The organism is Pedobacter deserti (genome assembly GCF_024436415.1).
GTDB lineage: Bacteria > Bacteroidota > Bacteroidia > Sphingobacteriales > Sphingobacteriaceae > Pedobacter > Pedobacter faecalis.
This window is the reverse complement of sequence record NZ_JAFMZQ010000001.1, coordinates 1466322-1479659: the sequence shown is the minus strand read 5'-3', so window position 1 is coordinate 1479659 and position 13338 is coordinate 1466322. Positions and strand designations below refer to the sequence as shown.

The 13338-nt window shown below is 48.1% G+C and carries 9 protein-coding genes; 8 read left to right on the top strand and 1 reads right to left on the bottom strand.

The window, feature by feature from the left end; translation table 11 throughout:
- Positions 1 to 78: 78 nt before the first annotated feature.
- The 6 genes from J3P40_RS06640 to J3P40_RS06615 all read left to right on the top strand — a co-directional run bounded on the left by J3P40_RS06640 (position 79) and on the right by J3P40_RS06615 (position 8620).
- Positions 79 to 468, top strand: coding sequence for a GreA/GreB family elongation factor (locus J3P40_RS06640; RefSeq protein ID WP_256004001.1), 390 nt, complete (start codon positions 79 to 81; stop codon positions 466 to 468).
- 76 nt (positions 469 to 544) lie between these two features.
- Complete coding sequence (locus J3P40_RS06635) at positions 545 to 1120, top strand: RNA polymerase sigma factor (protein WP_256003998.1); 576 nt, start codon at positions 545 to 547, stop codon at positions 1118 to 1120.
- Between the two features lie 67 nt (positions 1121 to 1187).
- On the top strand, positions 1188 to 2300 hold the full coding sequence (locus tag J3P40_RS06630; RefSeq protein ID WP_256003997.1) for a FecR family protein: 1113 nt from the start codon (positions 1188 to 1190) through the stop codon (positions 2298 to 2300).
- Between the two features lie 167 nt (positions 2301 to 2467).
- On the top strand, positions 2468 to 5866 hold the full coding sequence (locus J3P40_RS06625; protein WP_256003996.1) for a SusC/RagA family TonB-linked outer membrane protein: 3399 nt from the start codon (positions 2468 to 2470) through the stop codon (positions 5864 to 5866).
- An 18-nt stretch (positions 5867 to 5884) separates the two neighbouring features.
- Entirely contained in the window at positions 5885 to 7351 is a 1467-nt protein-coding gene (locus J3P40_RS06620) for a RagB/SusD family nutrient uptake outer membrane protein (protein WP_256003995.1), read from the top strand.
- A gap of 78 nt (positions 7352 to 7429) precedes the next feature.
- On the top strand, positions 7430 to 8620 hold the full coding sequence (locus J3P40_RS06615) for a TlpA disulfide reductase family protein (protein WP_256003994.1): 1191 nt from the start codon (positions 7430 to 7432) through the stop codon (positions 8618 to 8620).
- Positions 8621 to 8701: 81 nt separating this feature from the next.
- Here J3P40_RS06615 and J3P40_RS06610 read toward each other — a convergent pair whose 3' ends face one another.
- A complete protein-coding gene (locus J3P40_RS06610) occupies positions 8702 to 10990 on the bottom strand; it encodes a redoxin domain-containing protein (protein WP_256003992.1) in 2289 nt (762 codons plus the stop codon).
- 65 nt (positions 10991 to 11055) lie between these two features.
- On the opposite strand from J3P40_RS06610, the gene J3P40_RS06605 reads away from it, so the two are divergent.
- Together J3P40_RS06605 and J3P40_RS06600 are read left to right on the top strand one after the other, a co-directional pair.
- Positions 11056 to 12618: a glycoside hydrolase family protein gene (locus J3P40_RS06605; RefSeq protein ID WP_256003989.1), complete on the top strand. Its 1563-nt coding sequence runs from the start codon at positions 11056 to 11058 to the stop codon at positions 12616 to 12618.
- A 166-nt stretch (positions 12619 to 12784) separates the two neighbouring features.
- Complete coding sequence (locus J3P40_RS06600) at positions 12785 to 13336, top strand: YciE/YciF ferroxidase family protein (RefSeq protein ID WP_256003987.1); 552 nt, start codon at positions 12785 to 12787, stop codon at positions 13334 to 13336.
- Positions 13337 to 13338: the final 2 nt, after the last annotated feature.

Below are 13338 nucleotides of genomic sequence, written 5' to 3'. Positions count from 1 at the left end.
TTTCACTAGTCTCGCTATTTTTTCACTTCGCGGCGAAGTCCAGACGAACACATTTATCACTCCTTTTAATATATTGTTATGAATTTAAATGCAAACATCCCGGTAATCATCAGGGAAGATGATTATCAGTTACTTAAACCCTATTTCACCAAAACGGACGGGAGCTCAGGCGACATGTCCCTTTCGGCCGAACTAGGCAGAGCAGTGGTGGTAAAAAAACATGCATTTCCACCACATGTTATCCGCATCAACTCTCGGGTGCAGATTGTTGACGAGGAAAATGGCGCCGCAAGGGAAGTATGCCTTGTATTGCCTCAGCATGCCAATATCAGGGAAAATAAGATTTCAATTCTATCCCCTATCGGCGCGGCCCTCATCGGCTTCAGCAAAAGCGAAACCGTACAATGGCAGGTACCAGCGGGCCTGAAGAAGTTCAGGATTGCTGAGGTGCATAATGAGAAGGATTAATGCTCTGAGGGTTTGATCGGGCGACATTATACATATGCCGCCCGTTTAATTTTGTTTTAGTAGTTTTACGATTCGTATGGCCGATTATCGCACTTATACCGATCAGGAACTAACCTTGCTGCTTAAGTCGGGCAACCATTCGGCTTATGCCGAGATTTACAACCGGTATAAAAAGCTACTCTATGCCTTCGCTCTGAAACGGTTAGACAGCGAACAGGAGGTTGAAGATATTCTGCACGAACTTTTTCTTTCGCTCTGGAACAGGCGGACTCAGTTGAACGACAACACCCTGCTTGCCCCTTACCTGTATAATGCCGTCAGATACCAGATCATCAACGTTTTTTCAAAACGTAAATTATCGGAGCGCTACCTCGATTCTTTTAATGAATATCTTAACAATGAGATCAGCGCTGAAGAAACGGACTACCTGATCCGGCACAAGGAACTTGCCGCACTGATAGAAAAAGAAATAGCCGCATTGCCAGATAAAATGCGCCAGGTGTTTCAGCTGAGCAGGCAGGATGGATATAGTCGGAAACAGATTGCAGCAGAACTTGAACTGTCTGAAGAAACCGTTAAAAGCCACATGCATCATGCGCTAAAAATCCTGAAAACGAAGCTTGGCACCATGAGCGTTCTCCTTTTCCTATAAATTTTCATTTTTATTTAACCCTGCCGCCACAGTTTACTGACTATAGGGTATCAATTAACCCGACCAGATGAATAAGGATCAGTTTCAGGACCTGCTGGCAAGATACAGTAACGGTCAGTGCACCGAAAAGGAGAAAGCTTTGCTCAACAACTGGCTGAGCTTTGGACATTTCGATGGAAAGGTTCTGACAGATGAGCAACTGGACCTACGCCTGGACAAATTAGGCAGGCGCCTTAATCTTGCAGCCCGGCGGCGACGGTTGTGGCCGCGTTTTGCCGCCGCAGCCTCTATTATTCTTATCCTCGCAGCTGGCCTGTTTTATTACGCAAACCACAGGAGTATGTTAACCAAAGAAGTCTCCACATACGCAGGCGACGCAGACCCAGGTAAACTGGGTGCCACACTCACCTTGTCAAATGGAAAAAGAATCAGCCTGTCGGATGCCGGTAACGGTAAGCTGGCCGAGGAATCGGGCGTTGTTATTACCAAAGCAGCTAACGGGGAGTTAATTTATGAGATAAAAGCCGGGGCGGCTGAGCTAGACAATCTTAATACGCTGAGTACGGAAAAGGGGCAGACTTACCGGCTGCGCTTGCCAGACGGCTCGAACGTTTGGCTGAATGCCGCCTCATCGATAACCTATACAGCTGGCTTAGTTGAATCGGGTAAGCGCCGTGTAACATTGGAAGGCGAAGCATTTTTTGATGTAGCAAAAGACAAAGCGCACCCTTTTGTAGTGCAGTCAAACGGCCATCAAGTAGAGGTTTTAGGTACCCGGTTTAACATCAATAGTTATTCCGATGAACCGGTAAAAGCGACTACCCTCATGGAGGGATCCATACGTGTACTATGGGGTGCCTCCGAAAAAACAATTGTGCCCGGACAGCAAGCATTGATTCAGGACGGCTCCATAAAAGTAGCGAAAGTAAATGCGGCCGACTTTGCCGACTGGACGAAAGGTGAGTTCAACTTTGATCAGGTAAATTTTAAAGTAGCTATGCGAAAGATCGCACGCTGGTACGACGTGGATGTCAGCTTTGACGAATCAATTCCCGAGAACCTCTATACCGGAGGCTGGATCTCGAGGGACAAGAAGTTGTCGGAGGTATTAAATTTTATTGAATCATCGGGTATTGCCCGCTTCCATCTGGAAGGGAAAAGACTACATGTAACCCGATAAAAAGAAAGGAAAACGCCTATAGCTAAATTAACTACTTAAAAAAGCAAACCAGCAGTGTAAGACACCACTGGTTTGTGTTTGGAAAATCAACGAATCAATTTTTAACTGCAGACAGCCACTAGTTTTCGACGGCAAGGGGCTGCTGTACAGAACCAAACTAAACGTAAATGTATCAATTTTATACCAAAGAACCAGGTATAACCGATGGGTTATACCGCAAATTATGGCTGATTATGCGCCTGACTACCGTCATTTTATTCGCCTCGCTGCTGCAGGTTAGCGCGGCCACATTCGGTCAGCGTATTACACTGAACCAAAAAAACACACCCTTGAGTGCTGTATTAAAACAAATCCGCAGCCAAAGCGGTTACGACTTTTTCTATGAGGGAGAACTAATCCCGCCCAGTACACAGGTAAGCGTGCGGCTGCGCGAGGCTACTATCGAACAAGCATTAAAAACCGTATTGTCGGGTTTGCCGCTTACTTATGAGATCAGCGCGAAGAATGTTACGATTAAAAGGAAGCCTGAGAAGACCTTCCTGGACAAGCTCGCTGAGCGTTTCGCAGCTATTGATGTACAGGGCCGGGTTGTCGACGAAACCGGCCAGCCTCTCCTTGGAGCGGGTGTAAAGATAAAAAACGGAAAAGGTGCAGCCATTACCGGTGCCGACGGAGGCTTTACCTTAAGGGGTGTTGCTGAAGGGGCAACTCTGGTCATAACTTATCTTGGCCATAAGCCAAAGGAAGTTGCCGCGGCTGCGAATCTGGGCACCATTGAGCTAGAGCTGGCCGACAATATACTCGACCAGGTGCAGATTCAAGCCTATGGGGTGACCAGTAAAAGATTAAGCACCGGAAACATCGTGTCCGTTAAGGCCGAAGATATCGCAAAACAGCCGGTCAGCAATCCGCTACTGGCACTTGCCGGCCGTATGCCTGGGGTAAGCATAACGCAGACCACAGGACTGCCTAATTCCGGCGTAACCATCCGCATTCAAGGTATTAATTCTATTGGCAAAGGGCGTGATCCTTTCTTTGTGGTAGACGGTGTGCCCTTCACTTCACAGACGATGCCTACAGTGAGCACTGTGCTTGGAAGCTCCGGGACGTTCTATACCGGAGCAGTACAGGGAAGCGGAAACCCTTTCAGCTTTCTTAACCCTGCAGATATTGAAAGCATCGAGGTACTGAAGGATGCAGATGCAACATCTATTTACGGATCCAGGGCCGCCAACGGTGCAGTGCTGATCACCACAAAGAAAGGCAGGGCGGGACGCTCTTTAGTAGATGTAACCTTTCAAAACGGCTGGGGAAGCGTTCCAAGCAAACTGGATATGATGAACACCGAGCAATATCTCGCCATGCGCAGGCAGGCCTACAAACATAGCAACCTTGCTGTACCGGAAAGACCTGCTACTCCGACAGCTGCAAATGCCGGTCCCACAAACTATGATATTACTGTATACGATCCGAACCGGTACACCGATTGGCAGGAGGAACTGATCGGCGGAACCGCACAATATATGGATGGTCAGTTTGCTGTTTCCGGCGGCGGGCTAAACACGACGTTCCGCGTAAACGGGGGCTATCATCGCGAAACAACTGTATTTCCGGGTGATCTGTCGGATAACAAAGGCTCACTTGGAATCAGCATCAACCATACCTCCGCCAACAATAAGTTCCGATTCCAGATGTCGGGCAATTATATGAACGACAATAATAAACTGATCAGTACCGACTATACGAACATGGCGCTGAGCCTTCCGCCAAACTCGCCTGCTCTGTATAAAGGCGATGGCACGCTCAACTGGGAAAGGATTCCCAACGCTGCCGGAACAGACAGTGTGTCGACTTTTTTAAACCCGCTGGCACGACAGGAGGCAACGTATACGAATAAAACGACTAACCTGATCGGCAATACGGTTCTAAGCTATCAATTGCTCCGCAACCTTGAAGTGAAAACTACTTTTGGTTATACGAATATGGCATCCGATGAGATATCAAAAAGTCCGATCACCTACAATCCGCCGGAACTTCAACCTACATCTCAACGGCGTTCGACCTTCGGGAATGGCAGCTTTCAAAGCTGGATAGCCGAACCCCAGCTTAACTACAAGGCTGCCATCGCCTCCGGCCAGCTTGAAGCACTCATTGGCTCTACCTTTCAGCAGAATACCATGAACAGTGTACATCTTGCTGCCTCTGGTTATAACAGTGATGAGGTTTTGGAAGACCCGCTTGCAGCTCCGACGCTCAGAATAGCGAACACTGTAAGGAACACCTACCGTTACAACGCGGTCTTTGGCCGGTTAAACTACAACTATCAAAACAAATACATCGTCAATCTTACTGGAAGGCGCGATGCAAGCAGCCGATTTGGCCCTAACAACCGTGCGCAGAACTTCGGTGCAGTGGGGGCTGCCTGGCTATTTACCAACGAAGGCTGGGCGGCTGACCTGGGTGTGCTAAGCTTTGGTAAACTGCATGTAAGCTATGGTACGACCGGCAACGATCAGATTGGTGATTACCAGTTTATTACCAAGTACGGGCCTATCTCTTCGAACAATCCTTATCAGGGGTCGACAGCCTTATCGCCCAGGGAACATGCCAATCCTGACCTGCAATGGGAGTTGACAAAGAAACTGCAGGGCGGTATTAATCTGGGCTTCCTGAACGATCGCATATTGGCCGACATCAGTTACTATTACAACCGTTCAGGCAATCAGCTCCTCTCCTATCTTTTGCCTACCCTTACAGGTTTTGGTACGGTGACCAGAAATTTCCCGGCCATTGTGCAAAATACCGGATGGGAGGTCGCGCTGAACAGTACAAATATCCGTCGCGATGATTTCAGCTGGGCAACCAGTTTTAATTTCACTGTTCCCGAAAACAAACTGGTTTCGTTTCCGGGTATTGAGAATTCGACTTATGCCCGCGGATTGGCAGTTGGCCAGCCTGCAAACGTTTTAAAAACGTACAAAAGCGCCGGTGTTGATCCGAAAACCGGGCTTTACCAGTTTTACGCGGCCGATGGAAGCATTGTGACCACGCCGAATTCTACTACTGACAGGATCCACTATTACGATCCGAACCCAAGTTTCTTTGGCGGGCTGCAAAATTCGGTAACTTACAAACAGTTCCAGCTCGACTTCCTGTTCGAATTCAGGAAACAGACCGGGCCGAACATCCTGACGGCCTACCCATTCCCGGGCGGTTTCAGTTACACGGCACCTGGCTATAATCTTCCGACCTATTTCCTGAACGCATGGCAGAAGGAAAATGATATTACCGACATCCAACGGATCAGCAATGGCGGTAGGGCGATAACCGACAGTGACCGCGGCTTTACCGATGCGTCTTATATCCGATTGAAAAACGTATCGTTCTCCTGGACAATCCCTGCGGCATGGCAGCAAGCGGCAGGATTCCAGAACTGCCGGATTTTCGCTCAGGGTCAGAACCTGCTGACTTTTACCGACTATCTAGGCCTTGATCCGGAGAATGCAAGCATTTCCACCTTACCGCCATTACGGGTAATCACCTTGGGCGTACAGGTAGGTTTATAAACAGCTAAACGACATAGAATGAAAACGAAAAACATATTACAGAATCCAGTCCTGATCATCTGGATGTTTGTATGCACCACAGTTATCTCAGGCTGCGAAAAGTTCGTTGACCTGCCCGCCCCCGCTACTTCGATCAATGCGGAAAACGTATATGAGTCGGACGGGACCGCAATTGCCGTACTTACCGGCATCTATACAACGATGAGCTCCGAAAGCAGCAGTTTAGGTAACTCTGCAGGGAACGGCTTGAGCGGGATGACCGTATTTTCAGGGCTTTCGGGGGATGAATTTACGCTGGCCGACGGGATCACGGAAACACACAACGCCTACAGATATTACAAAAACAGGCTCGAAAGTGAATTTACCGGTACCAGGGATTTTTGGGTGAGCGCCTATTCCATTATTTACAATGCTAACGCGGCAATCGATGGCCTGAACGGAACGACTAAACTCACCGAATCGATTCGGCTACAATTGCTTGGCGAGGCTTACTTTTTAAGAGCCTTCAGTTATTTCTACCTGGCTAACCTATATGGTGATGTACCCAAGGTATTGTCGACCGACTATAGCGTTACTTTTGATCTGCCTAAGTCGCCCAGGGAGGAGATTTATCAACTAATTATTGAAGATGCTAACAAAGCCAGGACGCTCTTGTCTGAAAATTACCTGGATGCCTCTTTATTGAAGTCGACCATAGAACGCGTCCGTCCAAACAAATATGCTGCAGCTGCGCTTCTGGCGCGGGTTTATCTTTACCATGGAGATTGGGAAAAAGCAGAAGAAGAGGCGACGTCCGTAATTCAAAACAAAGCGGCTTATGATACAGTATCGGTAAACAATGTGTTCCTGAAGAACAGCAAAGAAACCATCTGGTCTTTGCAGCCGGTAACCGCCGCCACGCTCGCGAATACGGGGGACGGAAGGCTATTTATACCCTCTTCAACCACCTTTCCTACCTCTACTAACTACGTTTATTTAAGTCCCTCGCAGCTTGAGGCCTTTGATGTCGACAGCAAGCGCTATAAAGGCTGGGTAAAGAGCATTACTTCAGGAGGAACTACCTATTACTACCCTTATAAATACAAAATCGGGACCGTAAATGCGGCCTCGCCTTCGGAGTACCTGATCGTTTTAAGGCTTGCAGAGCAATACCTGATCCGTGCGGAGGCCAGAGCGAAACGAGGCAACACCACGGGTGCCCTCGAAGACCTGGACCTTATACGCAAACGGGCAGGATTAATGGCAAGTCCGGCCATCGGTGAAACAGCGATCCTTAATGCGATTTATCATGAGAGGCAGGCTGAGCTGTTCGCGGAATGGGGCCATCGCTGGCTCGACCTGAAAAGGACCGGGCGCATTGATCAGGTGATGCCCGCGGTTGCCTTGACGAAAGGAACGACCTGGGATCCGAGGTGGGCCTTGTATCCAATACCGGCAACCGATGTGTTGAGAAATCCAAACCTGCCGCCGAACCCGGGATATTGATGCTGCAGAGCACGATACGATTACTTCTAACGCGATCCCGGGTTCAAATGAACCTGGGATCATTAAACGATTTTAACGATGTTGAAGCATTTCAAAAAGTGGCAGCTATTGCTGCCCATGATAGTCTTATGGCTCCCGTTGAGCAATTATGCCCAAACGAATGAAAAAAGGTTCGTAATCCAGGGCGACATGACCGCGCTGCCGGCCGACTCGATTCCAAAGGTAATTTACTTTACCTTTAAACCCTATCTAAATAAAGAAACAGATAGCGTTAAGGTCATTGCGGGGCGCTATACCATAAGCGGAACATTGCCGATACCGGCTCATGTAAAAATAAGCCGAAAGGTTCAGGGCGCTGTAATTGCAAGTATTATCGCCGCCCCAGGCACGCAACAGGTCATCACCCTGCCCGCTGTCATAACAAGGGACAGGGCTTCTGCAGAGAAGCGGAACCTGCCCATGATCACGATCAAAGACAGCTCCATAGTCAGAGGTTCAGTCTCCGATTCGCTGTTTAAGAATGTGACAGATGCGGCTAGAAAAGCATTCCTGACTGTACCCGACCGCGCAAAACTCGGATTTATCGGCATCCTGACCAAGATGTCGGAGTTGTTGCAGGCCCAAATAATTACGGAGATAAAACAACATCCCTCCTCGCCAATCGCACCCATGCTCGTACTAAAGGTTATTTCTGACTATCGGATTAACCGCCAGTTAGCAGATAGCCTGCTCGCCATGCTTCCTCGGGATGTCCAGCCGCCTGTTGCGAAAGAGATGAGCAGGCTATTTGAGATCTCAGATGCAGCGGCACGCAAAAACAGGGCTGAACGGCAAAAGGTCGGACCTGCTATTGGTACGGAAGCACCGGTTTTCAGCATGAACGACACTACCGGCAAACCTGTCAGTATACGTGAGTTCAGGGGAAAATACGTGTTGATTGATTTTTGGGCAAGCTGGTGCGCGCCCTGTCGCCTTGAAAACCCTTCGCTGGTAAAGGCATATAAGGAATTTAAAGATAAGGGCTTCGAGATCATCGGCGTTTCACTTGACGATGCCAAACTGAAACAGGCCTGGATTAAAGCCATTCACGACGACGGCTTGCACTGGACACAGCTATCCGATTTGCAAGGATGGAAAAACGCTGCAGCGGCGTTATACGACGTGAAGGCCATTCCTCAGAATTTTTTGCTCGACCCGAGCGGGAAAATTATTGATAAAGGACTGCGCGGTAACGAAGTTTGGGAGGCTTTGGAAAAAGTACTGAGATAGTTTCTCTAACTAAAAAATAGCATATAGAACGCCGCCTAAAGGCAGGTCTATATGCTATTTCAATATATTAAGCTTTGATATCTATAGCTGACTAAAAGCTGTAATAACTTTCTTCCAATCCTTTCCGAAATCTACCTGTATCATCTTACCCTCGGGCGAGACGATGATCTTGGACGGATAACCTCTTATACTGTAATTGCGCTGTATAATGCCGTCTGACATGGCTACCGGAATGCCGAAGTTGTTCTCCTCAAGATAGGCTTTTACTTTATCCTCCTGATCGTTGCAGGCGACACTCAGAAACTGTACGTTTTTATGTTTGCCATCCTTTACTTCGTCGCTAAACCGGTTCACATCGGGCATTTCAGCCCGGCACGGGCCACACCAGGTTCCCCAGAAATCCATGACCAACCATTTACCTTTAAAATCGGCCAGGCTATGCTGACCCCCGTTTACCGCAGCAAGCGCAAAAGTTGGGGCAGCAGGCCAGCCACTTACAATCCGCTTTTGAAAAAAGGCAGAAAAATCATCCTTCTTAAACTTTTCTTCGTACAGCTTCTTCATTTCAAGGATTTGCTCGGGCATAGCCGTGATATGAGTTACGAAGACATCAGACGCTTCGGCCTCATTGCCGACCGCCAATAGCTTTTCGATGAACAGGTCGCGGTACCCTTCTTTGGTATCAAGCAGCGCACGATCATAAAAACTCATATGCGCCTTTTCTTTACTGCTAGCCGGCGAATACTGGGCGGCTTTAGATAAACTCCGGAAAGCAGAACCGTCGCCTTTCGCCTCATCCCTTAGAAACTTCAGGTAATAAGCGCCCGCCAGTAAATTTTTATCCAGATACTTTCTTGCGCTCAAGGAATCGGCGGTAAACCGTTCCAACCGTGCTATCGTACCATCGAGGAGCGCTCCCGCTTCGACTGGGCGACCAGCTGCCTGGAGCATTTGATATACCAGCAACGCATAGCGGGAGCCGTTGCCTGCCTGAATGTCCTGATCAGACATCTCATGGAATGTTTTAGCCGCTGCAATTGCAGCCTCCGCACTCGATGCCTGCTTTGCCCTAGACCAAATGGCAAGCGGGCGCACCTTTTTCAGATACTCAGCATCCTTGCTTGCAAGCATCATACCGCTCAGCACATAAGCCTTGTCTATTTTGCCGTCCAACTCACCCGGACTTTTGGCCGCGCTTATAGCCTGACAAAAAGAGCTTTGCAGCCAGCTCTCAAAAGCCTCCGTTTCTGCGGCATAGGTGGTCAGATCGTAGAGCGACGCTACATCCTGCTCATCATGATATGTGAAACTCAGTTTGTTTACAAGATGTATATAATTGCCCTTTAGGGATTTGTTAGGCGTGGTGCTTAACAAGGAATCGTACATCAGATCCGCTTTATCGCCATCCACGCGCTGCAGCGCACTCAGCCTGTTCTGAATATAATAATTGTCGTTCACAAACCGAGAGTCTGGTTTCTTAAACAATGCAAAAACCCGTGTAGAATCGTATTTGTCAGATTCCTTCAAGGCATCGCTCCAGTAGCTAAACCTTACTGCCATATTAATCCAGGCGGTATCAAGTGGCTTGCGCTGACTCACCGCCTGCAGCTTCTGAACAGTCGACACATCAATCCTCGCATTACTGCTGATGCCCGGTTGCGGACTCTGCTTAAACTGCGTTTTACTTTGCGCTCTCGACTCCTTGACCAAACCTGTTTTCTTATCAATCACAAATTTCCGATCTGCCTGAACGTCACCAATTTGGTTTGATGTCTGATACGTTGTGGTACGTGCTGTGCTGTTCACCGTACTGATCTTCGTTTCACCCTCCAACTTGTTTGCAGTCTGCGCCTGTGCTACATCCGCAGTCTTGCCATCAAAAAACAAGGCCTGCATTTCAGCTTTAATTGCCGCGGCCAAATATTCCAGCGTTCCTTTAGAGGTTTCTTCTGCGATTTTCCAGACAGCGAACCTTTGCTTCACAATTTCTTCAGCGCCCGATACAGCCAAGACTTTTCCCTCAGGAGATATGGTGAGTTGAAATGGCTTATCCAAAAGCGCCAGGTGTTTAAGGATCGCTGTCGTACGAAAATCCGTTTCCCTGATCTTATCCGTATTGAGCAACGTTCCCCCCATTTGCGAAGAACCGTAAGTTGCATTTACCAACTTGCACTCCAGCATAAAATCCCCGTCTTTATTCCTGCCTAGCGACTTAAAAGCATAAGTATCCGTAATTTCTGATGGATAACTGCCTTTATCTGTTTGTGTTGTTTGTATTTCGAAACTGTAGTTCTTTGGCAGATTGAGCGTTTGCGCTTTGATGCCCATGCTGAGCAGCAAAGCAAATACGAGCGATAATTGGACTTTCATAATTTGGTTATTTCAAATAAAGATATGGATTTTTTTGACCTGCCAAATAACTTATATTCGCTGCTATGCAGCCTAAACTGATTCATTTTCTGATATTTTTCGTGTTCATGTCGACCCACCCGGCCTTTGGTCAGCAAACCTTGGCCGACCAGATCAGTTTTACACGTCAGGCAGTACGCCGACTGATCTTCGATGAAGGCCAATCGATTCCCCTGGCCAAACTGGACCCGCAGAAAATCGTCGGAATGGAGTCGATGCATCCGGTGGCGCACTATCTGCCGAACCAGTCTGAAATTTCTATTAAGCAAGGCAAGCTTGTTATCGAATCGACGGAGAAAACGCAGACGGCCATCTGGATGGGCGGATTTAACCCGTTTTCGACTTACACCATCGATCTGAATTCGTGTGCCGGGGAAGGGGAATTGGGCTTTGAATTCTCTGATCCGGCTAAAAAGGAACAGTTATTTATTACGGTAAGGCACAAAGATGGTGTGTTAACTGGCACTGCGTTGCGGCTAATCAACAATGCGAGGTTGATCAAGGAGTCCACCATTACGGTGCCTGGTGTCGAAAACACAACCCTGAAAGGCAGGATCATTTTGCAAATGCTTGGTAGTGGGCTTGTGCTATACCTGCAAAACGAAGAGCTGCCGCAAGTGATCGGACAAGCTGATTTTAACAAAGACATAGATCTGCGGAGCAAAGAGCGGATCCATACCTTTCAATCACATTTGTTTTCATCGATAAGCTCCGGCAAAGTTAGCATCAACAAGGCCGGCATGGCGCTGACCACTGGCACCGGCCAGGCCGACATTCGTGCCATAACCTACGAGAATGGAGAGCCGCTTCTCGATCAGGGAAGATTGTGGTACACCATGTCTATTCGCGGACGTGCCCTGCCGCATCATATTCAGGGCGTTTTCAGCATGGACCCAACGGTGTTTGATGTTAAGCTGGAAGGCATTATTGTGTTCGATCGCAACGATGGCCTGCTCAGAAATGAAGTGGCTTCACACATTTTCTTCGACCGCCGCGATAAGATCTGGCGGGGAATTACCACTGGTTTTAGTGCATACGCCAGTCCCGACAAAGAGAAAAAGCAACTGCTCACCATAGAAAGTAGAAAAGATCCAAGGTTCGGATTTTCGGTGATGACCGCCGCACCGTTTGGGATTGTGGGCGACATTGAAGATCCGCACATCCTTTTCGATGAACAGGCAAAAAAATGGCGCATACTTACCTGCGAAAATCATGATGGTTATAAAGCTGTTATCCTTGAATCGGCCCATTGGAACAAGGACTACAAAAAGATAGCAGGCCCGGTGGCCCATAATTCTACCGGCACATCCATTCAAAAGATAGATGGTCGCTATTACTGTTTTTCCGGCAGTTCTGAACGGCAAATTTTTATTTACACCTACCCAGATCTCAGGGAAGCCGGCGTTTTAAAGATGGACCTGCCACCATGGAGCGAAACTTCAGGAACCCGGGTATGGCCGAACGTGGTGCAGTTGCCCGAGGGCTATCCTTTCCGTTTCGTCGCCCTGATGATGGACCGGTTCAACTATCCCGGCTTAAGCGGTCCGAACTGGAGTTACGGGGCGCTATACCTCTATCATGGTAAATAAAATACAAGGTTGAACGATCCTTGAATGATCGTTGAGCAATGGTTGAATGATCCAACGACCATTCAACCATTGCTGGAGCATTGTATAAGGAGTATATATCATACTGTCTAAAACTACTTAGCAGTGCGATTGTTAGGTATGGGTATTACACCATATACATGACCCTATGAAAGCTAAAAGTGGATCTGAACCTAAGTTCAGCACAAAAACAAATCCGGCAGCGGAGCCGGCATTGAAGGAACTATTTGTCGACAGCATCAAGGACTTATACTGGGCAGAGAATCACCTGGTGAAAACGCTGCCTAAAATGCAGAAATCTGCGACATCTTCGGAACTTGCTGGAGCGATTGGCAAGCATCTTACCGAGACGGAAACACATGTAAAAAGGCTTGAGCAGGTTTTTGATCTGCTGGGCGAAAAGCCGCAGGCTAAAAAGTGCGACGCAATGGAAGGGCTGGCCAAAGAAGGCGAAAGCATCATTGAGAGCACTGAGGCTGGGACGGCAACGCGAGATGTTGGGATCATCTTAGCGTCGCAGAAAGTGGAGCATTATGAAATTGCCTCTTATGGCGGACTGGTTCAGCTGGCGGCAACACTGGGCCTATCAGAGGTTGCCGAAGTACTTACCCAAACACTTGAGGAAGAAAAGAACGCGGATCTGAATCTTACCGAGATCGCAGAAAAGAATATCAACTATAAAGCTGCTGAGGAGGCATAATT

Excerpts from the sequence above, each read along its gene's own strand:
- J3P40_RS06640 (WP_256004001.1), top strand. The coding sequence starts at position 79 with ATGAATTTAAATGCAAACATCCCGGTAATCATCAGGGAAGATGATTAT.
- J3P40_RS06635 (WP_256003998.1), top strand. The coding sequence starts at position 545 with ATGGCCGATTATCGCACTTATACCGATCAGGAACTAACCTTGCTGCTT.
- J3P40_RS06630 (WP_256003997.1), top strand. The coding sequence starts at position 1,188 with ATGAATAAGGATCAGTTTCAGGACCTGCTGGCAAGATACAGTAACGGT.
- J3P40_RS06625 (WP_256003996.1), top strand. The coding sequence starts at position 2,468 with ATGTATCAATTTTATACCAAAGAACCAGGTATAACCGATGGGTTATAC.
- J3P40_RS06620 (WP_256003995.1), top strand. The coding sequence starts at position 5,885 with ATGAAAACGAAAAACATATTACAGAATCCAGTCCTGATCATCTGGATG.
- J3P40_RS06615 (WP_256003994.1), top strand. The coding sequence starts at position 7,430 with ATGTTGAAGCATTTCAAAAAGTGGCAGCTATTGCTGCCCATGATAGTC.
- J3P40_RS06610 (WP_256003992.1), bottom strand. The coding sequence starts at position 10,990 with ATGAAAGTCCAATTATCGCTCGTATTTGCTTTGCTGCTCAGCATGGGC.
- J3P40_RS06605 (WP_256003989.1), top strand. The coding sequence starts at position 11,056 with ATGCAGCCTAAACTGATTCATTTTCTGATATTTTTCGTGTTCATGTCG.
- J3P40_RS06600 (WP_256003987.1), top strand. The coding sequence starts at position 12,785 with ATGAAAGCTAAAAGTGGATCTGAACCTAAGTTCAGCACAAAAACAAAT.